General features: G+C 44.8%; 26 protein-coding genes and 1 riboswitch. Of the genes, 17 read left to right on the top strand and 9 right to left on the bottom strand.

All coding sequences use genetic code 11. The features are described 5' to 3' along the window. The first annotated feature begins 86 nt into the window (after window positions 1-86). A complete protein-coding gene (locus CHH60_RS04650; RefSeq protein ID WP_095358143.1) occupies window positions 87-920 on the top strand; it encodes a helix-turn-helix domain-containing protein in 834 nt (277 codons plus the stop codon). 36 nt (window positions 921-956) lie between these two features. After that, the gene (locus CHH60_RS04645; RefSeq protein WP_095358142.1) at window positions 957-1,580 is read left to right on the top strand and encodes a hypothetical protein; all 624 of its coding nucleotides are present in this window, start codon (window positions 957-959) and stop codon (window positions 1,578-1,580) included. A 143-nt stretch (window positions 1,581-1,723) separates the two neighbouring features. Here CHH60_RS04645 and CHH60_RS04640 read toward each other — a convergent pair whose 3' ends face one another. Next, entirely contained in the window at window positions 1,724-2,578 is an 855-nt protein-coding gene (locus CHH60_RS04640; RefSeq protein WP_095358647.1) for a bifunctional 5,10-methylenetetrahydrofolate dehydrogenase/5,10-methenyltetrahydrofolate cyclohydrolase, read from the bottom strand. A 51-nt stretch (window positions 2,579-2,629) separates the two neighbouring features. Next, window positions 2,630-2,711, bottom strand: a riboswitch (ZMP/ZTP riboswitch). A gap of 174 nt (window positions 2,712-2,885) precedes the next feature. On the opposite strand from CHH60_RS04640, the gene CHH60_RS04635 reads away from it, so the two are divergent. From CHH60_RS04635 to CHH60_RS04620, 4 genes are all read left to right on the top strand, one after another. Then, window positions 2,886-3,275 carry a ribonuclease domain-containing protein gene (locus CHH60_RS04635; RefSeq protein ID WP_095358646.1) on the top strand — a complete coding sequence of 130 codons (390 nt, stop codon included), beginning with the start codon at window positions 2,886-2,888 and terminating at the stop codon, window positions 3,273-3,275. Window positions 3,276-3,291: 16 nt separating this feature from the next. Further along, a complete protein-coding gene (locus tag CHH60_RS04630) occupies window positions 3,292-3,567 on the top strand; it encodes a barstar family protein (protein ID WP_095358141.1) in 276 nt (91 codons plus the stop codon). A gap of 331 nt (window positions 3,568-3,898) precedes the next feature. After that, window positions 3,899-4,171: a hypothetical protein gene (locus CHH60_RS29690; RefSeq protein WP_176475980.1), complete on the top strand. Its 273-nt coding sequence runs from the start codon at window positions 3,899-3,901 to the stop codon at window positions 4,169-4,171. Between the two features lie 228 nt (window positions 4,172-4,399). Further along, on the top strand, window positions 4,400-5,413 hold the full coding sequence (locus tag CHH60_RS04620; RefSeq protein WP_095358139.1) for an ABC transporter substrate-binding protein: 1,014 nt from the start codon (window positions 4,400-4,402) through the stop codon (window positions 5,411-5,413). A 64-nt stretch (window positions 5,414-5,477) separates the two neighbouring features. On the opposite strand, the gene CHH60_RS04615 is transcribed toward CHH60_RS04620, so the two are convergent. Beyond that, on the bottom strand, window positions 5,478-6,239 hold the full coding sequence (locus tag CHH60_RS04615) for an MBL fold metallo-hydrolase (RefSeq protein ID WP_095358138.1): 762 nt from the start codon (window positions 6,237-6,239) through the stop codon (window positions 5,478-5,480). 215 nt (window positions 6,240-6,454) lie between these two features. Between CHH60_RS04615 and CHH60_RS04610 the strand changes: the two genes are divergently transcribed. Continuing rightward, complete coding sequence (locus CHH60_RS04610) at window positions 6,455-6,871, top strand: Lrp/AsnC family transcriptional regulator (protein ID WP_095358137.1); 417 nt, start codon at window positions 6,455-6,457, stop codon at window positions 6,869-6,871. Between the two features lie 131 nt (window positions 6,872-7,002). Here the strand turns inward: CHH60_RS04610 and CHH60_RS04605 are convergent, their stop codons facing one another. Next, window positions 7,003-7,455 carry a hypothetical protein gene (locus CHH60_RS04605; protein WP_095358136.1) on the bottom strand — a complete coding sequence of 151 codons (453 nt, stop codon included), beginning with the start codon at window positions 7,453-7,455 and terminating at the stop codon, window positions 7,003-7,005. Window positions 7,456-7,503: 48 nt separating this feature from the next. Then, window positions 7,504-7,746, bottom strand: a complete 243-nt coding sequence (locus CHH60_RS04600; protein ID WP_176475979.1) for a hypothetical protein — start codon at window positions 7,744-7,746, stop codon at window positions 7,504-7,506. A 425-nt stretch (window positions 7,747-8,171) separates the two neighbouring features. On the opposite strand from CHH60_RS04600, the gene CHH60_RS04595 reads away from it, so the two are divergent. The 4 genes from CHH60_RS04595 to CHH60_RS04580 all read left to right on the top strand — a co-directional run bounded on the left by CHH60_RS04595 (window position 8,172) and on the right by CHH60_RS04580 (window position 11,782). After that, window positions 8,172-8,543, top strand: coding sequence for an iron chaperone (locus CHH60_RS04595; RefSeq protein WP_095358134.1), 372 nt, complete (start codon window positions 8,172-8,174; stop codon window positions 8,541-8,543). A gap of 150 nt (window positions 8,544-8,693) precedes the next feature. Continuing rightward, the gene (locus CHH60_RS04590; protein ID WP_176476005.1) at window positions 8,694-9,803 is read left to right on the top strand and encodes a threonine aldolase family protein; all 1,110 of its coding nucleotides are present in this window, start codon (window positions 8,694-8,696) and stop codon (window positions 9,801-9,803) included. Window positions 9,804-9,962: 159 nt separating this feature from the next. Next, window positions 9,963-11,216, top strand: coding sequence for an MFS transporter (locus tag CHH60_RS04585; protein ID WP_095358132.1), 1,254 nt, complete (start codon window positions 9,963-9,965; stop codon window positions 11,214-11,216). 212 nt (window positions 11,217-11,428) lie between these two features. After that, window positions 11,429-11,782, top strand: coding sequence for an MmcQ/YjbR family DNA-binding protein (locus CHH60_RS04580; protein WP_095358645.1), 354 nt, complete (start codon window positions 11,429-11,431; stop codon window positions 11,780-11,782). Between the two features lie 117 nt (window positions 11,783-11,899). Here CHH60_RS04580 and CHH60_RS04575 read toward each other — a convergent pair whose 3' ends face one another. The 3 genes from CHH60_RS04575 to CHH60_RS04565 all read right to left on the bottom strand — a co-directional run bounded on the left by CHH60_RS04575 (window position 11,900) and on the right by CHH60_RS04565 (window position 14,987). Beyond that, window positions 11,900-12,730, bottom strand: coding sequence for a carbohydrate ABC transporter permease (locus CHH60_RS04575; RefSeq protein ID WP_095358131.1), 831 nt, complete (start codon window positions 12,728-12,730; stop codon window positions 11,900-11,902). Window position 12,731: 1 nt separating this feature from the next. Then, the gene (locus CHH60_RS04570; RefSeq protein WP_095287215.1) at window positions 12,732-13,604 is read right to left on the bottom strand and encodes a carbohydrate ABC transporter permease; all 873 of its coding nucleotides are present in this window, start codon (window positions 13,602-13,604) and stop codon (window positions 12,732-12,734) included. Between the two features lie 69 nt (window positions 13,605-13,673). After that, the gene (locus tag CHH60_RS04565; RefSeq protein WP_095358130.1) at window positions 13,674-14,987 is read right to left on the bottom strand and encodes an ABC transporter substrate-binding protein; all 1,314 of its coding nucleotides are present in this window, start codon (window positions 14,985-14,987) and stop codon (window positions 13,674-13,676) included. A gap of 209 nt (window positions 14,988-15,196) precedes the next feature. Between CHH60_RS04565 and CHH60_RS04560 the strand changes: the two genes are divergently transcribed. From CHH60_RS04560 to CHH60_RS04550, 3 genes are all read left to right on the top strand, one after another. After that, a complete protein-coding gene (locus CHH60_RS04560) occupies window positions 15,197-16,960 on the top strand; it encodes a cache domain-containing sensor histidine kinase (RefSeq protein ID WP_095358129.1) in 1,764 nt (587 codons plus the stop codon). Between the two features lie 18 nt (window positions 16,961-16,978). Next, window positions 16,979-18,490: a response regulator gene (locus CHH60_RS04555; protein ID WP_095358128.1), complete on the top strand. Its 1,512-nt coding sequence runs from the start codon at window positions 16,979-16,981 to the stop codon at window positions 18,488-18,490. Between the two features lie 96 nt (window positions 18,491-18,586). Then, complete coding sequence (locus CHH60_RS04550) at window positions 18,587-18,892, top strand: hypothetical protein (protein ID WP_095358127.1); 306 nt, start codon at window positions 18,587-18,589, stop codon at window positions 18,890-18,892. Window positions 18,893-18,946: 54 nt separating this feature from the next. Here the strand turns inward: CHH60_RS04550 and CHH60_RS04545 are convergent, their stop codons facing one another. Then, window positions 18,947-19,360: a MerR family transcriptional regulator gene (locus CHH60_RS04545; RefSeq protein WP_095358126.1), complete on the bottom strand. Its 414-nt coding sequence runs from the start codon at window positions 19,358-19,360 to the stop codon at window positions 18,947-18,949. Window positions 19,361-19,655: 295 nt separating this feature from the next. Here CHH60_RS04545 and CHH60_RS04535 point away from each other — a divergent pair, with 295 nt between their 5' ends. Beyond that, window positions 19,656-20,696, top strand: coding sequence for an NAD(P)-dependent alcohol dehydrogenase (locus CHH60_RS04535; RefSeq protein ID WP_095358124.1), 1,041 nt, complete (start codon window positions 19,656-19,658; stop codon window positions 20,694-20,696). 145 nt (window positions 20,697-20,841) lie between these two features. On the opposite strand, the gene CHH60_RS04530 is transcribed toward CHH60_RS04535, so the two are convergent. After that, window positions 20,842-22,332: a glycoside hydrolase family 43 protein gene (locus CHH60_RS04530; RefSeq protein WP_095358123.1), complete on the bottom strand. Its 1,491-nt coding sequence runs from the start codon at window positions 22,330-22,332 to the stop codon at window positions 20,842-20,844. A 176-nt stretch (window positions 22,333-22,508) separates the two neighbouring features. On the opposite strand from CHH60_RS04530, the gene CHH60_RS04525 reads away from it, so the two are divergent. Further along, window positions 22,509-23,432: an ArsR/SmtB family transcription factor gene (locus CHH60_RS04525; protein WP_095358122.1), complete on the top strand. Its 924-nt coding sequence runs from the start codon at window positions 22,509-22,511 to the stop codon at window positions 23,430-23,432. A gap of 483 nt (window positions 23,433-23,915) precedes the next feature. Then, the gene (locus CHH60_RS04520; RefSeq protein WP_255247824.1) at window positions 23,916-25,784 is read left to right on the top strand and encodes a methyl-accepting chemotaxis protein; all 1,869 of its coding nucleotides are present in this window, start codon (window positions 23,916-23,918) and stop codon (window positions 25,782-25,784) included. The last annotated feature ends 116 nt before the right edge of the window (window positions 25,785-25,900 follow it).

The following is a 25,900-nucleotide window of genomic DNA, read 5'->3' as shown; positions in this document are numbered from 1 at the left end:
GATGAATTCTACTGTGTTCAAAAATAAAAGAAATATCGATACAGCTACATTTTATATGGAATAGATCATAGCGAGGTAGTGTGATAATGGCTGAAAAACATGCGGATTATGCTATAGTTGGACACAGGCCCTTTGGAATATTGATCGCAGGTCATTATAAGGAGTTGAACGGATATGAGATTCATCGACCAACAGGGAGCATCGACTGGTTATTAATGTATACGCTTTCCGGTGAAGGGGAAATACAGCATGGCAAAAATTCGATAACCTGCACAGCGGGGGACGTGGCGATTCTTATGCCAGGGCTTCCGCACCATTATCGAACGAAGCAGGATCATTGGGAATTTATATGGGTACACTTCATACCCGATCCCCATTGGAGTACTTGGTTGAAGCTCCCCGAAACGTCAGCTCGTTTCATCTACCAGCGGATTGTTTCGGAAGAGGTACAACATGATTTGCAACATGCCCTTCAAAGATTGGTGCGTCATGGATTTTCGGAAGGCCGTTCCGAACAATATCGCCGATTGTCCGAGCTGGCCCTGGAGGAGACGTTGATTCACATTCAGCATACCTATCCACCGGATGTTCCGGCGGCTATGGATCCCCGAATTGCGGAGATCATGCGGTATCTGCAGATGCATCCTTCGCAGAAAATAAGCATACCGGAACTTGCGAACCGATGCTGTTTATCCACCTCACGCCTCTCTCATTTATTTAAGGAGCAGGTAGGGGATACGATTCTAAATACAGTTCACAAGTTCAGGTTGGAGAAGGCAGCGCAGCTTCTCGCTGGAACGAATCGGCAGATCGCAGAGATCGCTGCGGATGTTGGATTCGACTGCGGTATACATTTTACAAGAAAATTCCGTGAAGCCTTTGGCGAGACACCATCGGCATTTCGTAAACGTAGAACGTAAAATACAGTTGTAGCATCAGAGGAGGACAAGTGCAGCATGAACCTTTTTCACATCCAATCCATCATACACGGAACTGACCGAACTGCAGCCTTTCTGGAAGATAACTTTATTGGGATCGATTGGCCAGCTACAGGGGATCTGGAACAACTGTCTGCTGAAGAATGGAATGAGCAAATCGGGCAGCATTATGCACTACCTGAATCGGAACTGAGCGGAGTAATAGCTACACTACAGACATTTGTAAACATCATGCAGGATGGAGATCATGTCTTAATTCATGACGATGAGTGGGTATATGTTGGAGATGTCGGTGACTACTTTTACGATGACTCCGTTAGCATTGAAGAAGATTCGATATGTCATCGGCGAGGCGTAACGTGGTTGGGACGAATTCCTCTGACAAAGATAAACGATAAAGTGGGTGCTCTGATTTCGAATGCTTCGATTATTTCAACATTCGAGTATCCACTTTCACAGGCTCAATTGGAGCCGTGGATTTCAAGAACTCCCGAAACTGAAACAGCAGTTCAACATCCGGTTGGCGTAGATGACGGAACAGTACAGGAAGCTCTCGACGTACTAAGGAAATCACTACAGAGTGAAGACGAGGAACTTCGTATTCGTGCGGCGACGGCCATTTTACAATATGCGAAAAAATAAAAAGAACATGAATAGATAAGTAGTAACGAAAATGGAATTAACAGATGTACGCACTCTCAAAGCTCATTACCCTTTATGTCTATACACTAAGAAGCACGCAAAGCCCTCATGAAACGAGTGAGCTTTGCGTGCTTTCGTACATATTATGATGTTTTTTCTGATTGCATGCAGGCTGATTTGATCGTGTGTTCAATCAGCGTAGCAATGGTTACGGGACCAACCCCACCCGGGACGGGTGTAATGGCAGATGACGGAGTCAAACAGGATGAAAAGTCCACGTCACCGATATTTCCTTTATTGTAACCTGCATCAATGACAACTGCACCAGGTTTAATCCAGCTTCCTTTTACAAAATTGGGTTTGCCAACGGCAGCAATCACGATATCTCCTGACTTCACGATTTCTTCCAGATTGGCGGTTTTGGAATGACAGGTAGTTACCGTGGCATTTCGGTTAAGCAGCATGGCTGAAACGGGCTTACCGAGAATTGGACTTCTTCCTATGACAACAGCGTGCTTGCCTTCGATTGGAACGTTATAGAAATCCAGAATACGGATAATCGCTTGTGGTGTGCAGGAAGGGAAAGCGGCGACTCCAAAGGCATTTAACGCAAATCCTAGGGTGGTAACGCCATCCACGTCTTTCTCTATGCTTATTGCATCAAAAGCGGCTCTTTCATTGATATGATGCGGTACCGGGTGCTGCAGCAGAATGCCATGAACGGATACGTCTTCATTTAATTTGGTTATTTCCTGAATTAATTGTTCCGTTGTAGTCTCTGCAGGCAAAACCACTTTAATCGAATGTACCCCTATTCGGGCACATGCACTGCCTTTCATTCGTACATACGTTTCTGATGAGGGATCATCACCAACCAAAATAGTAGCCAGACAAGGCGTGATTCCTTTCTCCTTCAACCCGGCAACCTTCGCAGTCATCTCTTCCTTCATGAAGTCTGCTACCGTTTGTCCATTCAACATTAGCTTCTCTGTACTCATGCTCATCATCGCCCTTTCCAAATAAAAAGAGGCAAGGAAATAAAACTTCCTTACCTCTGCCCAGGCGTACGGCTTGATTAGACATCATATGCTCCCTCACGGTTCACCGTGTTCGCCAGTTACATATGACCATATTAAATTGATAGTACTTCATTTTGAAATGTACATCAATCCCTTTAACTTATAGCTATACTTGGAACGGTGTCCAGATTGGTATATACTTTTTTGAGTTAAGAAGATTAAAAGGAGATTATAAGCAGTGAATATTAAAAAATGGTTAGGTGCTGTACTCATTATTCTTGCGACGATGCTGTTCGCAGGCTGTTCGCTTGAATCGCTATCTGTAGATGATTCGACCCAGACTCATGCTGTCTTGAACCAATTTGACGAAGTTGCCAATTATCTTACCGAGCATCAGGAACTTCCGGATAATTATATTACCAAGAAGGAGGCCAGAGCTTTAGGCTGGGAACCAAGTGAGGGAAATTTGCAAGATGTGGCCCCAGGCAAAAGTATCGGCGGTGATATTTTTCAGAATCGGGAAGGCCTGTTACCCAAGAAAAAGGGAAGAACGTGGTACGAGGCAGATATCAATTATTCCGGTGGAACCCGGGGGAGTGATCGAATCCTCTATTCCAGTGATGGCTTAATATACAAGACAACCGATCATTATCGCACGTTTGAACAAATCAAATGACCAAAGGTAGGATGGTATGAAGACAGTAATCATTGATGGAAATGATATTCATGGAAAAGAAGAGCTGCATGATATTCTTCAGGCGAAGCTGGGGTTAGATGACTCTTACGGGCGGAATCTCGATGCGTTATGGGATGTCATTACAGGCTTCATTTCAATTCCGCTAACCATTCGATGGGTTAATTTTGAGGCCAGCAGGGCTGTGCTTGGAGAATATGCTGATCAGCTATTGGAGTTAATGCGTGACGCAGAAGAAGAGCTGGATCAGTTTCAATTGGATCTGAAAATGTAAAATTGAACGGGCAGTCCCCTGAGGACTGCTTTTTTTGTTGTGCAACATGTTCCATGAGATTTCCGTTAATGAGTTTAGGAATCCATAGGAGGTGAGGGTCATCCCCAGGAAGTTATTGTACTTCATTTATGTTCTGTCACTGGTTAGTTTGACCACATCTTGTTCGAGCGCATCTAAGAATGTAGAGGCTGATAACAGTCTAAGCGGACTATATATTACAGCATTGGAAGAGGTCATACTGACAGATTCAGCTCTCAATAGATCGATGGAGTATATATCAATAGACTATGATCAGACTCCCGCATTAAGTGATTCGGATGGACAACATATAATGGAGTTCTTACGAACGAAATATAAGGTGGACGTTTATAACCTAACGTATGAACAATTGCTTAAGCAAGGTTTGAATGAAGGTAATGAAAGCAATCTCCGAGGAATTTTACTGCATTTCGAAAAGGTTGAGCTGGCGGACGAGAAGAACGAGGGCACACTTGTGGTAAGTAAATATCGTTCAAATGAGGGTTCCATCTCTGTAAAAATAACGTTGCAATATAGGGATAATAATTGGATGGTAGTTGATCTTGTTACCTTGAAAGAGAGCTAATACTGGAGAAGGTTGCGAGACTATAAAGTTTTACGAAGACTAAACAATCTGTCTTGAAAGTCGCCAATGGCGGCTTTTTTTGATCCTGGAATGGATGTATGTATGAGGGGTGAAACATGCAATATAACTACATTTTACAAAGAAAACTAGAATTAGCTTGTCAAATAGACTGCATCATGATAAAGTGATAACGATTATCAATATCAATTAAAAAAAGGTGGGTTTACATTGTTGAGACGATCTAATTCGATCTTGCTTATACTGGCATTAACCGTGCTGCTGGTACTAAGTGCATGCGGTCAGACCGAGACGACGAGTACAGCAACGGATGCAAGTGCAAACACGGCAGAGAAGACAACTGACTCAACATCAGCAGCTGAACCAGCGACAACTGACGAAGGGGAGACAGTTACATACCAATCGGATGCGGGAGAAGTTGAGGTACCCAAAACGCCACAGCGTGTCATTGATTTGACGGCGTTTACGACAGGATACTTTGTAGCACTGGATGTTCCCGTGGTAGGAGCTCTGTCTGGAGCAATGGGCAATAAATATATTAAGGATCAATTGATAAGCGAAGGAACGACCGATCTGGGTGAGCAGCCTACAGCGGAACAGCTGGTAAGCCTCAAACCGGATCTGATCATTGCTTATACGGGCACAGAAGGTCTTGATCAATTGTCTCAAATTGCCCCTGTAGTGCAGATCCAATATGGCAAACTCAACTATAAAGATCTTATGATTGAATTAGGCAAGCTAACGAATAGGGAAGATGCAGCGGAAGCCTGGGTTACAAACTGGGAAGCGCAGATTAGCGAATGGAAACCCAAAGTAGAAGCCGCAGTCGGTGACCGCACTGTCTCCATTCTGAATCCATACGCGAAGGGATTGTACGTATTCGGCCATAACTATGGTCGTGGCGGTGAAATCCTCTATGGTGAATTTGGCTTGAAAGCCCCGACCAAGGCTCAGGCAGAAGCGATTGACAGCGGAACAGGCTTTGCTTCGATCTCCATGGAAGTCCTGCCGGAATATGCAGGTGACATCATCTTTACCAGCCCTTGGTCGGGAGATACAAGTGATTCCGAAGTCGTATACAGCAATACATTGTGGGAGAATCTTCCTGCTGTTAAAGAAGGACATGTCTTCCAGCTGGATAACACGTCGGACACATATAACGATCCGATCACTTTGGAAGGACAACTTAAATTTATTACAGACAGCTTGCTTTCTGTGAAGTAAGCAGCAGAAGAACACTCCTGACCGTCACGAAGTGACGGAGGAGTGTTCCTTTTTTATAGCTGAATTATAATACGTAGGATTCTCCATCCTCAGGAACAGCAATGTTACTGGTGATCCCTTTATCTTTCAAAAAGCTTCTTAAGTCTTCTCTGGAGAGACCCCAATGGTTAACTGCTTCCATGTGGACTACAATGATTTTCGCTTCTGGTGCAGCTTGGTATACTTTATAGATATCGTGTATGCCCATAACCAAGGAACCACCCTCCAGAAACTGATTATCTCCTCCATTAACAACAAGAACTTCAGGTTTGTGAGTGTGGATCACTTCTTGAACAGATTCGACCCAAACGGTGTCCCCTGCTACATATAACGTCTGCTCACTAGTGTGTTTAAAGACTACACCACATACTTCGCCAGCAAGCTTCAAGACTTCTCCTCTCCCATGCTCCCCTTTTGTTTTAAACAGTTGAATTCCATGAAATACTGAATCTTCATGAAGAATCTCTACGTTGTTAAAGCCAGCATTTTTAACTTCAGACGCATCAGCTTCGTTCTGTACAAACATTTTGATGTCTTTGGGCAGTGTTTCTTTTGCCTTATCATCAAAGTGGTCCAAATGAAGATGAGTAACGATCACCGCGTCGATACCTCGGATTATATTTTCAACAGATGTCGGAAGGTCGACCAGTGGATTCATCTGATCCTGCCTCGCAGAATTTGGGAATGGAGGATACACGCCCTTGTCGGCCAGGAATGGATCAATTAAAAAGTGTTGTCCTGCATATTCAACGATAATCGTAGCATTTCGGATTTGAGTTATTTTCATTGTAATTCTCCTTTGATCATGAATATATAAATAGCTTACACGCTCAGCATGTCTGCGTACATGCATAGAATCAAGTCTTTCTTCTCATTTGCTTGAATAATGAAAGTATTTCTTTTCTTGATGGGTTTGTATGTAGAATAGAGTAAGCTTTACTTATCTCATGATTTGGGTTTTCATTGGTGTTGATACTAAAATTAAAAGGGGTAGGATAACGAGTGCTTGATCACATAGATGAATTAATTATTAAAGAGCTGTCCGAGAACAGTCGAATAACGATGAAAAAGCTGGGGGAGAAGGTTCATCTCACTGGACAAGCAGCTGCTTCGAGAGTGTTGAAACTCGAGGAAAACGGAATTATTGAAAAATACACCGTCCAAGTAAACCAAGTCAAATTAAACTGTTTAATCCATGCGTTTATCACCATCAAACTGACGAATCCTCACCATCAGTCATTCTTGTCTTTTGTTAAAAACGAAAAAGATTTTGTAATCAATAACTATAAAGTGAGTGGAAACGGATGCTACATTCTGGAGACCAGATTTCCATCGAATGAAGTGTTAGATCAATTCCTTGTTCGTTTAAACAAACATGCGAACTATAATCTTTCCATTGTCATTAACAAGCAGAATTGAATATGAAACAAGGATAAGGATGCCTGATCCATCCAGCTCTAGCCATCGGAGAGTACTGGATTGGTCGAGCATCCTTATTATTAGTCTGAAAGTGCAAGACATGATAGCGTTATTTTGTCCTAACCATCAACTTAGTCATCGGAATACACAGTTGCGTTAAAACTTTCGGGTCCGAGCCGGACATTACTTACGCCGGTATCCGGACCATATGAGAATGTGGCATAGGCGGAGTAGACGAGCTGGCCATTTGCCGGGGGAGCGACATTATAATCAGAGCCCGTAAAACTAAGCACACACGGACTGAAGAAAGGGTTGCCGAGGACAGTCCTTTCTGCACGGTACACCAGCTGCTGCGAAGCTCCCAGACCACGATATACCTCAATGGCAAGAGAACCATTGTTAAATAACTGATTGGCGGTTACCGTTACGATACCTGAAAAAAGTGTGCGGATGATTGGTCCCGGATTACTTACTTGCAGCCCAACCTGGGCGAACAATAACGGAACACCGTTTGTGAAACTGGGAGTGAGAACGCCCTGACCTTTAGATCCTTGAGAAGTTCTTGCATCTAATGTCTTAACCATTTGAAGTTCCTCCTTTCTTCGAAGCTAAGGAGTAATCGAAACGTAGAGTTAATCGTCGCTGTAAGCAACCGCGTTGAAGCATACCGGTCCAAGACGGGTGGCTTGTTCTGATGCGGATTCAGGTACGAACGTTGCAAAGCAGGAGTAGATGAGCTGCTCATTGGCTGGTGCAGGCACATTATAATCCGAACCTTCGAAGCTCGCCAGAATCGTACTGTCGTTAGGAAACACAGGCTGAGAAAGCACATAGATCGGTTGGCCCGTATAGGATGCCCCTCTGAATAATTTCAAAACGAATAGAAGAAGGCAAGGAAGACACATTGGACAACGAGATCCGATAGGTCGCATTAAATTGCGTTCAAATGATCGGCCCCGGATTAAAAATATTGAGTCCAACAATCCCTAGCAGGGTAGGTGTATTTGTACCAAGCGATACGTTGAGCGGGGGAATGCCTGCTAACCCCAGTGACGTACGGGCGATAAGTGTACGAACTACAGCCCTTTCCTCCAATCTATCAATTTGCCATATGATATGTTGCTCATCGGGAGGAGTTGTCCGCTTAGCGGCAAGAACTTTAATCTGCTCCAGAGAGATACAGCATGAATCAAACGGATTTTTGTTTGGAGACTTGAAACGAACGTGTATACTTGATGAAAAGAGTAAGTTACCAAATAAACAAACGAACTAAACTATTTTCTACATAGGAGGAATTTACTTGAAAGAATTTGAAGATTTTCTAGCACGGATGGATAACCTGGAACAGCGTGCTCGAGCAGAAGATGTGCTAAATTGGGTGGCTTCGAAATTTCCTAACCTTAAGGCCAAGATTGCTTGGAATCAGCCAATGTTTACGGATCATGAGACCTTCATTATCGGATTCAGCGTTGCCAAACAGCATATGGCGATTGCTCCCGAGAAGGCAGGCATTCTTCAGTTTTCAGATGAGATTGTGGAGGCTGGCTATAATCATACGAAGGAATTGATTCGAATCAAATGGAGTCAACCCGTGGATTTCTCTCTGCTGGAGAGAATTATTGCTTTTAATATTACAGACAAGGCAGACTGCTCGACTTTTTGGCGGAAGTAAAAGCAAAGCACGAGATAACGGCTTTTCGCGAATGACAATGGTTATGTAAAGTTTAAATAGAAAGGTGTGAGCCAGATGGGGCAACATACGGGTAATGAAACTAAAGGTGATATCGAAGAGACATCTGCTGAAGAGACTGCAGGATATGGTTTGAGCGATACACCGGAGTCATTAATGGAAGCGTTCATGGAGGCTGAGTATATCGTTGGCGGTCATGGCAGTCGCAAAATCAAGGTTCTCCAGGAAGCATTTCAGCACATTGACGGTGAGATGTACAGCGATCATTACGGGAGCGGAGAAACCATTGAACATTTCCAGCAGCAGATGGCTGAAGTACTGGGCAAGGAGGCAGCCATCTTTTTCCCAAGTGGTACCATGTCACAGCAGATAGCGCTGCGGATTTACTGTGATCACAAGGGACTGAAGCGTGTAGCTTATCATCCCCTGTGTCACATTGAAATTCATGAAGAGAATGCATTGAAGGAGCTTCATCAGATAGAAGCGGTTCTGCTCGGTGACAAGGACCGATTGATACGATTGGAAGATGTACAAGCTATCGAAGGCGACATAGCCTGTCTATTGCTTGAATTGCCCCAGCGGGAGATTGGCGGCCAGCTGCCTGCATATGAAGAACTCGAAGCCATCTCGGCTTATTGCCGTGAACGGGGAATCAGGCTGCATTTGGATGGAGCGAGACTGTTTGAGATCACACCTTACTATCAGAAGTCGGCAGCTGAGATCTGCAGCTTGTTTGATAGTGTGTATGTATCTTTTTATAAAGGCATCGGCGGTATTGCAGGAGCCATACTGGCTGGTGATACGGATATGATAAAGGAGTCCCGAGTTTGGAAACGCCGGTTTGGCGGGGATCTGATCGGTCTGTATCCATATATTCTAAGTGCCCAATATTATTATGATCAACGCATCAATAAAATGGGAATTTATTATGAACAAGCGAAGCAGCTCGCTTCTTTGCTGAATCAATGTCATGGAGTACGCACGCTGCCCGAAGTACCCGTGTCGAATATGTTTCATGTGTACATCGAACGAACCCCAGCTGAAGCTGAACCCATTCTCAGCAGAATGACCGAGCAGTTTGGAATAGGGTTAACTTCGTATCTAAACGAAAACAGCGAGACCGGGCATTGTTCATTTGAACTTTCTCTGGGAGACCGATATGAAACCATACCGGAAGATAGGCTGCAATCTGCTCTGATGTGGCTGGATGAGCAGCTGCGTTCACATGGTCCGAAGGGCTGAGTTGGACTTCATTGTTAAATACATGAAATTTGTTCGAATTGGAAAAATCAGTCTTTAGTCGGAGGCGTGGGAAGATGATGTCCGTATAATTATGATTTGAAAGGAGACGTCAGATCATTAAAGTATGGACATCTTTATGACAAATGGAGGTTGAGGGGATTGAATAGGCAAGTCCAAGGCACTAATGCACCAAGCCTGTTTCGCAATCGGTTTCTTCAGACAATCTTGTTATCCAGCGTTCTCCTACAGATCGGCATATGGGTTCGGAATTTTGCAATTTTACTGTACGTGGCAGAGACAACGAATAATGATCCATACGCCATTTCACTCATTAGTGTGGCCGAGTTTGCCCCGATTTTTGTGTTTTCGTTCATCGGAGGTACCTTTGCTGATCGCTGGCGGCCAAAACGAACGATGATTTGGTGTGATGTATTATCTGCCGTATCGGTATTTGCAGTTCTCCTGACCATACATTACGGCTCATGGCATTCGGTCTACCTTGTTGCATTTATTTCGGCAATTCTGTCACAGTTCTCCCAACCTTCAAGCATGCGATTGTTTAAGTATCATGTTGCAGAAGAACAGCTGCAGCAAGGCATGGCTCTATTCCAATCGCTGATGGCCATCTTTATGGTGCTTGGCCCAATGCTTGGCACCTTCGTATACAGCACGTTTGGCCTGGAAATATCCATCGCTGTTATGGGCATCGTTTTCCTGCTATCCGCACTCGTTCTTGTTCGCCTGCCCGAGGATCAGATGCAGACACAAACGGCTGGGGCTAAAGGGCAGTTCCGAAAAGAATTCGTGGAAGGGTTTCGTTACGTTTGGCAAAGTCAGGTGCTCCGGATGCTCGGGCTGGCGTTTATACTTGCTGGTCTCTCCGTTGGCGTAGCTCAAGCGCTCAACCTGTTCATTGTTACAGAGCAGCTTGGCAGGAGCAAGGAATTCCTGCAATATCTTCTGATGGTGAATGGTGCAGCCATGCTAATTGGTGGGGGAATAGTAGCCACATTTGCGAAGAAGGTTCCACCACAAATACTGCTGGCCATTGGAATGGTAGCGGGTGCGGTCTGTACGGCCATCGTGGGTTATTCAACAAGTGTTCCCGTCACGCTGACCGTTCAATTTCTGAATGGACTGGTCTTCCCTTGCATACATATAGGGATCAGCACCATGATTCTGAAATGGTCGGAGGCTTCTATTGTTGGCCGCGTGAATGGCGTTTTGAATCCGATGTTCGTAGGCATGATGGTCATTTCTATGTCCTTCGCAGGTGCGTTAAAAGATGCCTTTTCACTGAGCACCATCTATAGCGGAGCAGGGTTTTTATTTCTCATTGGCGCATTGGCCATGATTCCAATCATGAACCACAAAGCACCGGATAAATTACCACAAGTTGCCCAAGAGGTATAGTACAGCAATAACTTCATATGAGCAATTCATAGGAATCGGCATGAAGAGCCGGTTCTTTTTTGTCATTCACGATGATGTAACCTTGCATATAACCAGCGGTTCATACAAAATGGGATGGAAGGATTTCTATAATGAGCGTCGTCCGACTTGGACTGATTCATTGCAGCGAGGATGGAGTAAACGAAGAGAACGAAAATGGAGGAAAACAGATCATGACGTTGGAAGAATTAACGGAATACTGCTTGTCGTATCCCAGTTCATATGAAGATCATCCATTTGGAGAAGGATGGACGGCGATACGCCATCAAGGAAACCAAAAATTATTTGCACTCATATTGCACAACTACAACGGACATGTCAGTGTCAATCTGAAGTGTGAGCCGGAACGTTCAGATTTCCTGCGAAACGCATTCCCGGAGGTTATTCCCGGTTACCATATGAACAAGGAACACTGGAACACGGTTAATGTGGAAGGTAATCTGCCTGTGGAGGATGTGCAAGGAATGATTAAGCACAGTTACGAATTGACAAGGCCCAAGCGGGTAAAAAAGAAGAGCGAAGCTTAGTGCAGGATAGTATCTTCCCATTAAGTTGAAGACAAAGGTTAAACGACAAAAACCCACCTTGTTAGGTGGGTTTCTTAGGGTTTGATTAAACATCGTGAGCTCTGGTTGTAGAGCTGCTTAGCCTTTGACAGCTCCAGCTGTGAGGCCGCTTACGATGTATTTCTGACCGAATAAATACAGGATGAATACAGGCAGCGAAGTCAGTACAAGATTGGCAAAAATCAAATTCCAGTCCCGGCTGTACTTGCCGTAAAAATTGTAGATCGAAAGCGGCATCGTCCACGTGGAGCTATCTGTCAGGAAGTAAACCGGAATCGTGATGTCATTCCATACCGACATGAACACCATGATGGCTACCGTCGCGTTAACAGGCAGAATGAGCGGCGTGACGATCCGGAAGAAAACGCCGAACACGCTTGCCCCTTCCAGAAACGCAACTTCGTCGAGCGCTCTTGGAATGGTTTTGATAAAACCACTGTACAAGAATACACTGAATGCCGTATTCAGAGCGGCATAGATCAGGATAACGCTTGTAATGCTTCCGTAGAAGCCCAAGCCCTGTACAACCCGAATCGTTGTAATGATCGACATTGGAGCAATGAGTCCCATGAAGAAATACATATAGATCGCTCCGGAGACTTTCGTTTCTCTGCGTGCAAGAATGAATGATGCTGCCGAAGATGCCACGATATTGATTACCGAGGATACACCAGTAATCCAGATACTGTTGAGAAAAGCCCTAGATAGGCCGCCTTCTTCGAAGACCCGCACGTAGTTCGAGAACTTCCATGTATCAGGTAAACTAAGGGAGAAGCTGAGTACCTCGGCGCTTGTTTTGAATGAACCGAAGATCAGAATCACGAGCGGCAGGAGAACAATCAGGGAGGCCAGAATTAGAAATCCTTCCACAATGTAATTGCGGATGGCAAGTTTGCGAGTATAGCCCATGTTATTCGGTAACCTCCTTACGACGCATGAAAATCAGCAGCGGAATGGCGATAATGGTGACAACGACGAACAGCAGTGTGTTGACTGCGGTACCGAGTCCCCAGTTGCCTTCACCGAAGGAGCGCAAAATAATGGTACCCACAACCTGAGAAGCATTACCCGGACCTCCGCCGGTCATGACGTAGACTTCCGAAAATACTTTGAGTCCACCGATAAGTGTCAGCATCAGGTTGATATTAATGGCTGGCAGCAGCAGTGGCAGTGTGATTTTAAAGAAGCTTTTCCATGAGCTAGCCCCGTCAATGGTAGCCGCTTCGTAATATTCCTGGGAAATGGATTGCAGCCCGGCCAGATAGATGGCCATTTGAAATCCGGCGCTTTGCCAAATGGAGACGATGGCGATGGTCCAGATGACGATGGACGGATTGGTCAGCCAAGCCTGGCTTAATGAGTGCAAGCCTACAGCTTCGAGCAAATTGTTAATCGTGCCTTCGGTTCGCAGCATCGGTGTAAACAAAATACTGATGACGAGAATGCTCAGAATGGAAGGGGAGTAGAAGATGGCACGCAGCAGATTCTTGGTTCTTAATCTCATGTTCAGTCCTACGGCCAGCAATAGACCGATGACATTTTTGCCAACGACAGTGACAATCGCGAAGATCGCCGTGTTTTGCAGTGCTAGGATCAGCGTTTTGTCAGAGAAGATCTTCTTGAAATTGTCCCAGCCGATGAACTGAAGTTCCAGTCGATCCAGCCGCCAATCCGTAAATGAGTAGTAGAATCCTGCGATGGCAGGGATGACGAAAAAGATGGAGTAGATCAGCAATGCCGGATAGATCATGTAGTACGAATACAGATTTTTAGCCCTTTTCATGTCTCACGCTCCGTTATAGCTCGGGCAGCATAGATAACAAGAATCTATGCTGCCCGGTTTTTTATCTTCTTAGAAACCGGCCACACCTTTGTCCTGCATCAGCTGGCTGAACTTCTCGTCCCACGCCTTCAGTACTTCTTCCGGTGTCAGTCCGCCTGCAAATTGATCCTGCAGCAATCTGTACAGTTCACTACGGTCAACGAGCATATACGCATCAGTCGTTAGCACCGTTTTCTTAGGCGTAATGTAATTGTCTACGATATCCTGTTTATAGGCAGGCAGCTCAGGCGTTGTTACGTCACTGAAATTGGATACATAACCTTTCGAATCAACGATCTGCTGAGCAACTTCCTTCGAAGCAATAAAGTCGAGGAACTGTTTGGCTTCTTCCAGATGTTTGGATTTCTTCGGAATGAACAGCTGCCCGCCGAGTGGACTTGCGCCCAAACTCGCATCCTGGGAAGACGGAATAGGGAACACGCCGAGTTCCATGCTAGGGTCCTGCTCTGCCACACCTTCAATCAACCAGTCACCCATAAACATCATGGCGACTTCCTTGTTCAGGAATTTACCCACGGCCATATCGTAGCTGTCGCTAAGCACGTCTGTGTTGGTGTAGCCTTTGGTGTACACTTCGTACTGTTGCTCCAGGAAGGTTTTGAACTCCGGAACATCGGACCATTTTTTCTTATTGCTGTTCAGGTCATCAAAGAACGTAGGATCATTCTTGGCTACGAAGTCGGCAAAAGCTGCAGCGGGCCAGATGTTGGCTGCCCAGGCATCTTTGTAAGGCATAAATACGGGAGTGATGCCGCTCGCCTTGATCTTTTCGCATATAGCCAAAAACTCTTCATAGTTTGTCGGAATGGACAAACCAAGGTCCTCAAAGATCTGTTTGTTGTAAACAACCCCTTGCATGCCTGTATCCTGGCTGACATGGAAACTGTAGAGATGACCGCCGGAAGAAAGGACGTCCTTGTTCACAATTCTGCTCGCCCAAGGTTCGTTATCCAGAATTTCAAAATTACGTTCCAGGTTCAGGTCCGTCACAGCGCTCGCCAGGTTGTATTGAATGATATCAGGGGTTTCATCAACAGCCAGCTTGGTTTGCAGTACGGTCGTGGTCTGTTCTGCTGGTATAAGCTGCAGATTCACACGTACATTCGTCTGTTTTTCAAACTCATCCAGAATGTCCTGCTGAATAAAGGCAGAGTCCTGCGAGCTTTTGGAAATGGCGAGTTCCAATGTGACCTTGGAACCTTTGCTGTCTCCGCCAGCAGCTGTTCCGGAATCACTTCCTCCAGATCCGCATGCGGTTAATGATATGGATAATAAACTGGCCAAAACGATAGATGCTGCTTTTTTTCTTTTATGAGTCTTCAATGCAAATCCCCCTCTAAAACGTTTAATGAATCCGTTTACAATATCGATTATAAATTTTTATCGGTTCCCGGTACATGTCTGTGCTTGAACGTTCATGTGTAATATTCTGAACTTGAAATCGCTATCATTTCAAACGTTCACATGATACAGTAGGACATAAATGATTGAGAGACGCATCATGATGGGGGAACAGGAGGACATGGAGAAGGATGATAAAGCTAATACATCGGGCGACTCAATTCAGTTTGCAAACGAAGGTATTCTTGACATTTCTGGCCCTGCTAATGTTCGTGCTGGGCTGTTTTATCGTTTATGTAAACATTATCGTTATCCGCCCGCTCAAACAAAAAACGGAGCAGGATATGCTTGTGACAGCGACTAAGGTTAGAGAGCAGGTTGATCTCTATGTCGAGCAGCAGAACCAGTTGTCCCAGCGAATTTTGGCCAGCAAGGATATCTTTGCTACGATGGAGAAGAGTTCCACGGCTCACAGTAATTATGAGAGGCTGAATCAGATCCGGAAGCTGAAAGACATCATGTTTCAGGCCATCGGACCCAGCATGAATATGAAGGACATGACGATCTATGACAAGGAAGGGGTGCTGCTTACCTCTTACCTGGGAAGTGGAGATCTTCCCGCGATGCTCAGCAATATGGTGGCTAACAGCGGCGATGAACGAGAGTGGGAAGGGAACGGATTCATTCTGGTGCGCCAAGAGGATACGATATCCTTCGTCCGCACGATCAATGATCAGAACGGGAAGGTGTACGGTTATCTGAGTATCCAAATGGATCAGGCTTATATCCAAAAACTCACTGACGGAATTGCTGCAGGCGAGGTGTATATTCTGAACCAGCAAGGTAATCAAATGACCGGATCGGAATCAGGAACCACGTTGTCGAAATGGACCAAACCGTTATCCGACGAGGGGTTGGACGTGGACAAACAGAATAATTACGTCTCACATTCGACTTCCCCCAGCACGGGATGGATTACTTATATCGTTACGCCCAAACAGTCGGTACTTGGCTCAATCCATTCGGTACAGAGCATGTCGATCCTACTGATTACAGCCTTGATGCTGGTTTCTTTTGTATACATCCTCTTGACCACACGCAATTTACTGCTTCCGATCCGCAAGCTTCGCAGTCAGATCTGGCGTATCAATTACAGCAACATGAATCTGAAGGTCGACGAGAGACCGAAGAACAATGACTTGCTGCTGCTGAATGAAGCTTTTCAGGATTTGATGGAACGGTTGCAGCAATCCATAGACCGGGAAAAGGCAGCATTACATGAAGAAGTCATGGCGCGCAATTCGGCTTTGCAAGCTCAGATTGCTCCTCATTTTATACACAACGTCCTGTATCTCATCAGCATTGCAGCACAGGAGGGAAAGACCAAAGTTGTATCGGATATGTGCAAACATCTCTCGGACAGTCTGCGTTATATTGTCTCCTCGCCTTACGCACATGTGACTTTGGCAGATGAGCTGGAACATACCAGGCACTATTTATCACTTGTACAGCAGAAGTATGAAGAAGATCTGGAGTGGGAGATTCATGCCGACGCTTTGGCAAGCGAAATACGACTTCCGAGGCTGGTTATTCAACCTTTTGTAGAGAATTGCATTGAACATGCCTTTTCCAATACGGCTCCGCCTTGGCGCATTCAAATTACGGTGAAACAATATAACGGACTATGGGCTCTGGAGATTAAAGATAACGGACAAGGCTTCCCACTTGATAAAATGCAGGAGATCCTCGCAAAGGTTCAGGAATCCGCTGCTGGAGAGAACCATCTTCTCAACCATCCAACGTCCCTTGGTAATATGGGGATGCTCAATAGCATCAACAGGCTTAAACTCATGTATAGCAATCGGCTTTTTTTCAACATTTTCAACAATCACGCGCATGGCGACAAAGGAGCCACCATTCAAATCATCGGCTCGCTGACAAAGGACTTCTACTAGGCAAAGGGGAGACATGTGATGTATAACATCATGATTGTAGAGGATAGCAAACCAATATTGCGTAATATAAAAATGCTTTTGGATGCGCTTACCCTACCCATTCAAGTGGTGGCTACAGCAACGAATGGAGAGGATGCCCTGGCTGCAATTCAGCTTGAGCCCATTGATCTGCTGCTAACCGATATTCGGATGCCGAAGATGGATGGGTTATCGTTGATTGAGCAGGCGAAGAAGGCAAATCCGGACTTGAAAGTGATTCTGATTAGTGGTTATAGCGACTTCGAATATACACGAAAAGCGCTCAACCTGCAGGTGTTCGACTATTTGCTGAAACCGGTGGAGCAAGAAGCGTTAGAAGAGGTCATGAGACGGGTGATTGACCAGCTTGATCAACAGAAATCCAAAAATCAGAATGACCTACGAGAGATTGTCGACCCTCAGTGTTATGCTGAAGTTCAAAAGGGAGAGGATTTATCGCTCTTTTCTCAGATGATGATCATTTTGCGCAAGCAGCCATTTACACCCGGGAAGGAACAATGGACACTGCAGACGCTTCTTGGCGCCGTGGAGGTTCTTTTTGCTCCGCAGCCTTGTCGTGTGTTACAGAGTCAAACGCCGAATCAATATATCGTTTTCGTAAACAAGGGAGCGCTTGCTGCTTATTCCTCCATGCATGAATGTCTGGAATCACTTCGTCGGCATTTGGCTACGTATCATATGGATGCGATGATTGGAGGGCAGCTGCTGTCCTCTGATTCGGTACATCTGCCTGAAGTCTATCATCAAATAACGTCGATATTGCTTGCACAGCAGCGGTTAAACCAAGGATTGGCACTCGATACCGGAAATCCGGTTTCGACGGCCAGGCTGGAATCAGGATGTCTGGATTCCGCCTTGGAATTCACATTTGTGCAAATGATACAGGCTTATCAGAAAGATCGCTTCGCTCTGAAGCTCTCCGAGCTGCTTGAACGATGGGCGGGGGAGCATGTGCATGTGAGAGAGGTGGAACGTTTCATTGGGTTATTGGTGGATACATTCGCTCATTTGTACGAAGAACAAGGATCGGGGATCAGGCTCGGTCTGGAGCATCGGGCCAAACAGCTCTTGGAAGCACCGACATATGCCGACTTCTGCCAGGAAATACAGGAATGGACAGGGCAGTGTTTTGATATGCTGCAGTCGCATGTCCGAAAAAGCAAGGAGCTCCTATTCGAGCAGATGGACGAGTATATCAAGCTTAATAAATATTCCCATTTATCCATCAACGACATTGCTTTGAAGTTTCACGTCAGTCCATCTTATGTGAGCAGGGTGATCAAAAACGTAACGCAAGCCACGTTTGTTCAGTATTATACCCGGCTGAGAATTCAGGAAGCCTGCAGGCTGATGGAACAGCAACCTGATATGAAATTTAAGGAATTGTCGGACCTCCTATCCTTCAGTGATCAGCATTATTTCTCTAAGGTGTTCAAGGAATATACAGGATACAGCCCTACGGAGTATAAGGAGTTGATGCCTGATATTTAGAATAATTTGTAATAATCCTTCTTGGGTAATAGTTAGATAGAAGGGGGGATTTACATTAGAGCATTCAAAGGTTCGTTATTTGGTTGTGTACTTTTTATGTTATTTTTGTTGCTTGCTTGCGGTGCAGATGATATTAAACACAGCAAGACGGATCATTGGGATGTTTCGCTGCAGCGATCCACAGGTTCATACGGAATTGTCTATATAGGGGATGAGACAAAAATTAGCGATTTCAAATATGATGTTTCCGGAACGAACATCTCTCAGCAAGGTAGTTCTTTGAGTGATCATACCACACCCTTTAATATGTCCGGAACGGTGACGGACTCTGAAAAGAACAGTGATCCCATTCAATTCGTGATAAGCTGGAACAATCAAATTGAATCCGTAACCTTTCAGTAAGAAACACCAAAAAACCTAGCTCCCAAATGGATTCTAGGTTTTTGGTGTTTTTCTTTAATTGGTCACCGATTGACCCATCTTATTCTTTTTATGAATATCTTCCGTTCCTGCAGCGATGGCGGTTTTATAATAGTCGCATTTGTGTTCAATGACTTCCATGGTCTTTCTCAATTCTTCCATTTGTGCTTCCACACTGGCTTTACGTTCAATGAACATGTCGTATCTCTCCTGCAGCGTGGAGTCACCTTCGGAACACCATTCAATGAAATCCTTGATATCCTTAATCGGCATACCAGTGAGCTTCAGGCACTGAATAATTTTCAGAAAATCAATGTCCGATTCTTTAAACTTGCGCACTCCGCTCGGGGTACGTTCGACAAAAGGCATGAGCCCTTCTTTATCATAATAACGCAATGTATATACGGTGAGATTTAATTCCTTGGCAACTTCGCTGATCGAGTATGTCATACAGATCTTCCTTTCTAACGGCATAGACTTCGAGTTAACTCTAGTTACTGTGGGGAATCTTATCACGGTATATACAGGATGTCAAAGTCAGCAAAGACATAATGGGGGCTTAGAAATATCTTTATCTATTTCTATAAAAAAATTGGAAAAGATATTTGACCTAGAGTTAACTAGAGGGATTAAGATGATTTTGCGAGAGAAAGAGAAGGAATGATTGACCAATGTATCAATCGTGATTCTTGCCCCTGAATGGGTGTATTCTCTTGGAAAATGAACATCTTAGGAGGTTTCTATTATGATAACTGCTAAAGCACGTGCTGTGGACGGACCGGATCAATCGTTCCGCTCAGCTGAAATCAAACGACGGGATCTGGACACACATGATGTCCTGATTGAAATCAAATATGCCGGCATTTGTCACTCTGACATTCATACGGCTCACGGTGAGTGGGGCCCTGTGAATTATCCGCTGGTTCCCGGTCATGAAATTGCAGGAATTGTCACAGAAGTAGGACCTGAAGTTTCAAAATATAAAGTGGGTGACCGAGTAGGCGTCGGATGTATGGTTGACTCCTGTGGGGAATGCGAAAATTGCCGCCGCGGAGAAGAACAGTACTGCCTTAAAGGCAATATTCAAACGTATGCTGGGGTTGATAAATACGGTGAACCCACACAAGGTGGATATTCGACTCACATCGTTGTAACGGAAAATTTCGTTGTCCGGATTCCGGATAACATTGCGCTGGATGCCGCTGCGCCGTTACTCTGCGCAGGGATCACGACGTACTCGCCTCTCCATCATTGGGGAGCAGCTCCAGGCAAAAAAGTAGCGATTGTAGGTATGGGCGGGCTCGGTCATATGGCTGTCAAAATCGCACATGCCATGGGCGCCGAGGTAACAGTGCTGTCTCAATCCCTGAATAAAAGGGAAGATGGTTTACAGTTTGGTGCAAACCATTATTACGCCACAAGTGAAGCTGAAACGTTTGAGAAACTTGCGGGTTCCTTCGATCTGATCATTAACACGGTAAGTGCCAATATCGACATTAACGCTTATTTCGGATTGCTTACGCTAGATGGTACACTTGTAAACGTAGGTGCACCTGGTGAGCCACTAGCAGTTAACGTCATGTCTCTCATCGGTCACCGTCGATCATTTGCAGGCTCCATGATCGGTGGTATTCGTGAGACTCAGGAAATGATGGACTTCTGTGCGAAACATGACATCACACCTCAGATCGAAGTGATCTCGGCTGATCAAATCGACGAAGCTTATAAACGCGTACTTGCTTCGGATGTGAAGTACAGATTCGTTATTGATACAAGCACAATGTAAGTGCTGAATTAAAATTAAACTTCATGTAAAAAGACTGTGAGGATGTCTCCAAAGTGTTAACTTTGAGGACATCCTCGCTTTTTTTATGGGCAGTTAGTTATAAGTTAAAATGTATATTTCTATTGTTTAACTCGGAGATTATCTTTTATATATAGTCGCACTTGAATTCAGAGAATTCTGCGTGAGCTCCTTCGGCATAGGCATACAAACCAATAACGACGCCTGTAAATCCGCCGGCTACCTCAGAGGATAGATATTTCGTATGTGCGCTGCCTAATTCAATCTCCTCGCCCTGGGTATCCAAGCTAAAGGTATAACAATCATTGGTTGCCCGGATCTTCAATGTGGCGTGATTACGGCTTCCGAGATCCACTTCTTTTTCAACCGATTTGATATCTCCAATATTAAGGCGCTCGATTACCTTATAACCTTCAGCGTCTTTCCGTATAGCCAGATCATAATGATGGTGCTCATCCATGTACAGGGTGATGCCTGCTTCTCCGTCTGTAAGATGAACATTACAAGAAATAATGGCATTGAAGTCCTTTTGCCGTATACCGATGAAGGTAGGTGTGCCCGGTTGATCGAGTGAGACGTCGGTTCCTTTAAGCGTTAGCTTGTTGGATTGCAGCTTATAATTCTGTGGATGAGGATGTCTGAGATAACACCAGTCCTTGTCCCATTCCGTGTTGTCAAAAGTAAATGACTTCTTCTCCGCCTGAACGACAGATTCGGATATCCGGTCTGTTTCAAAAGTTAATAAAGTCGTTCCATGGTGACCTGCTGTAAACCAGCCGTCTTCATCAAATGTTACAGGTGCTACAAAAACTTCGCGGCCCAGATGATGAAACGTCTGCCATTGTCCAATTTGCCGGAATCCCAAGTGGAAGAGCCACCAATTTCCCTCAACATCCTGAACCAGATCGCCATGCCCAACACCCTGCAGCTCATAACCGCCCAGGTTACGGTTGGTTAACACCGGATTGTGGGGATAGGCTTCGAAAGGTCCGGAGACAGAGGATCCGCGTGCGTACGTTTCCATGTGACCGTATTCGGTGCCTCCTTCAGCAGCCAGCAGATAATAAAGACCGTTGATCTTATACATATGAGGACTTTCCAGGTAACGTCCACCCGTACCTTGCCATATGGTCCGGCTTGGCGTAAGCTTTTTGCCGGATTCAATCTCAATCTCACATTGAACGATCCCCGAGACCCCGAAATCGTCGGAACCGTTACTCATAAAGTACGCTTTTTGGTCTTCGAAATATAAGTCCGGATCGATGCCACCCTGATCCACGAATATGGGCTCAGACCACTCGCCATAGATATCGTCTGTCCACACATAGAAGTTCTGGCGGGTCGTATCATTCGTGGTCGTCATGTAGAATCGCCCGTTATGATGCCGAAGGGTAGGAGCGAATACGCCTCCTGAACTGTTCACATGTTCAAGCTGAACCTGACTCGTTTTGGTTAGACAATGACCAATTTGTTCCCAGTTAATTAGGTCTTTGCTCTCGAATATGGGTACTCCGGGGAAGTATTGAAATGAACTGCAAATCAGGTAATACGTATCGTCCACTCTGCATACGCTTGGATCTGGATAGAACCCTTTGATAACGGGATTGTTAAACTGCATTCGTTCTTTCACCTCGATGATAAATTCATAAAAATAAGAATTCTAATAATAGGAAGCTACTGAAATTAAACACCAACCCGCTGTTCATTTCAATAGAAGGGACTTGTAATTTCAAGTTATATTCTTTAAATTTATATAAATGTGATTTCATTGAAGTGAGCAGGAGAGTGTGAAAAATGATTCAATCGAACGGGGAGTCCCGGTTTATGCCTTTATACGATGCGCTGGCCAGTGAAGTTCGCTGGCGGATTATGGAGTTGATAGCCGACCAGGAGATGAGTGTCAAGGATATTGCCACACAGATCAAACTTAGCCCTTCCATTGTCACAATGCATATTCGAAAACTGGAACAAGCCGAATTAATTGGAAGCCGCAGAGTCCGCCGTAATGGAGGAACACACAAAATGTGTTTTCTCAAACAAAAAAAGATCGAAATTGAGCTGCCCGCAGCCAGCAGAGTTACCAACATGAGGGAACAGACCATTTCGGTGGGTCATTATACTGCGTTTGATATTCATCCCACTTGTGGTCTGGGTACAAGGGAAAAGGAAATCGGGGTATGGGACGATCCTCGCTATTTCCTGGATCCTGAACGGGTTCAAGCTTCCATCCTGTGGTTTGGGAGAGGTTATGTGGAGTATAAGACGCCTAACTATCTATATCCTGAGCCCAGTGTGAATGCTATAGAAATTTCCATGGAGATCGCTTCTGAAGCACCCGGTCTAAGAGATGATTGGCCATCAGATATTACGTTCACCTTTAACGGTATTAAGCTTGGAACCTGGACAAGTCCAGCGGATTTCGGCAGGGCGGCACGAGGCAAATATACACCCGAATGGTGGCATCGCAACGTGAATCAATATGGATTATTAAAGACGATTCGAGTGGATGCTTCGGGGACAACGATAGATGGAAAGTGGATGTCAGACGTGACGCTGAATGAGGTGAAGTTGGGTGAACCGTTCTGGACACTCAGGTTTGCGGTTGAAGAACAAGCGGATCATGTCGGGGGAGTGACGTTGTACGGAGCTGGTTTCGGTAACCATGATCAGGACATTGTGATCCGAGTATATGTTGATGACAAACCAAATTATGGTTAACATAGCCGTTCGATCTATGCTATAATACAAAACAAATAAGGCTTGTTACTGATTTTTATCAGGCAATACCTGTGTATATGTATGCTCAACGTTTCTTTGAGTGTGCATATATATGGGTTTTTTTGCGTTTACATACGGTAATACATCGACAATTACGGGAATTACATCACTGAAGTGACGTCTTTTACAGAGCGATTATTAGCTATTAATAAAAATAAATATATACCATTAATTAAATTATTTACTAGATATACCGATATATAGTTTTGTTCTTTATTTTAACAAGAGAGGGAGATCCATTTGAACGAAAAGAAGAAAAAGAAAAAAGCGTCATTATTCACGAGACTAGCATCTGTATTACGTTTGATGAGTACCAGACTTATAGCTGCTTTCCTAACGGTTCTTATCATTCCAACAGCACTTATCGGATATTTCTCTTATCACAGTGCACAAGAACAGGTTCAAAAAAGTATGACCGATCCGATGAATACGATAATAACAATGGCAGGGCAGCATATTAATAATCTAGTAGGGACAAAAGCAGAACTGTTAAGTTATATAGATCAATTGTTAAATGCTGATGCCAGTCAGGTGAACATTGAAGCAGTGCAAGCAGAATTAAACCAGTTAGCATATACATATCCTGATATTCTAGCGATTACTGTAGGTAACGATCAGGGCAGCTTTATTGCTTCTCCAGAGATCGGAGATACAACATATGATCCACGCAGTACGGAATGGTACACCAATGGTAAAAATAATAATGGATCGGTCTATTTTTCTAACATTATGAAAGACTCCGATTCCGGAGAGATTTATGTTGAGATATCCCAGGCTCTCTCAAGTGGACAAGGCGTAGCAAGCATAAAACTTGATCTGGCGCCATTAGCAGAAGAGATCTCCTACGTGGATGTTGGGGGGAACGGAAGTTTGATTGTAGTCGACTCCAATCGAACCATCGCCGCCTGGGCTGGTGCGATTGTTGAAGGTGGAGGAGGAGAGCTTGGCGGGGCACTTATTGATGGGATACCTGTCCATCCGATTACAGCATCTAGTCCTGATGAACCCATGGCATTCTCCCAATTTGTCCGAACGGACCTGGAATATGACTTGGAGGTCTACAACGGCGTTAATGCGTTAACAGGCTGGAATGTCATCGCTTTGATGGGGCATGAAGATTTCATCGCAGCTGCGAAACCAATATTGGTCACTAGTCTTACCGTAATTATCATTTCTACATTGCTGGCTGGAATAATCATATTCTTTATTTTGAGATCTTTCATGGTTCCTATGCAAAAATTACGAACGGCAACCCGTCGTGTTCGAGAAGGGAATTTGACAGAACGGGTTGATCTTAGGAATAAAGATGAGTTCGGCATATTGGCTAATGATTTTGACCAAATGACCATTTCATTACAATCTGTCGTGACAGAACTTAATCAGACATCGTCGCTTCTAAACCATACCTCACAAATGATACAGGAAAGCACTGAACAAACGAACACATCTGTTCAGCATGTTGCTGAAACGATCCAGCAGACCGCTGAAAGGGCAGTCGCTGGTGCAGAAAGTTCTGAACAAACAGCGAACGCAGTGGAAGAGATGGCCAGAGGGATTGGTACCATTGCTGAATCTGCAAGTGCCATTGTAGATTCGGCTGAAGAGACAGAGCGAGCTGTCGCGAACGGTGGGAGGACCATCAACCAGGTTGGCGACCAAATGGAGCACATCCTAGTGGCCGTCCAGGAAACCTCAGCATTGATTAACGAGCTGTCTAATCTATCAGCAGAAGCGAGTAGAATGAACGAGGCGATTGCGGATATCTCTCGCCAAACGAATCTTCTATCACTTAATGCTTCAATTGAAGCAGCGAGAGCAGGGGAGCATGGAAAAGGTTTTGCCGTCGTTGCAGGTGAAGTACGCATGCTGTCCTTGCAATCCAGACAAAGCGCGGAGGAAATTGGCGCAACCATCGGCAAAATGCTCGACCTGATCGAGAAATCCACATCACTAATGAATGATAACGTTCGAAATCAAGTCGGCGAAGGGATGCGCATCAGCCGCGAGGCTTCAGCAACCATCTCAAACATTGAACAATATACGGCTCATATCGTGGATCAGATCCAGGATGTGTCTGCTGTATCAGAGCAGCTGGCAGCAAGTACGGAGCAAGTCTCTGCTTCTGTGGCAGAAATGGCCAATATCTCCAAAGTGTCTGCTGACAGTGCCCAGACCACTTCGGCAGCAGCCCAAGAGCAAATGGCGGCCATGGAGGAGATTGCTGCTTCATCCGTGCAATTATCCAAAACGGCTGAAAATATGCAAAACTTGGTCCGTCGATTCACGCTCTAAGTTGAATAAAAGTTTAGGTTTGAATGACAAAGGCGCTCCTTATCAGGAGCGTCTTATTACATGATATCTTAGTAGCCGTGATAGTGTGTTAAGGATTAACTAGATCAGGGAGATAT

Origin of the sequence: Paenibacillus sp. 7523-1, assembly GCF_002276415.1 — a bacterium.
Lineage (GTDB): Bacteria > Bacillota > Bacilli > Paenibacillales > Paenibacillaceae > Paenibacillus > Paenibacillus illinoisensis_A.
This window is presented reverse-complemented; position numbering and strand designations above follow the sequence as displayed.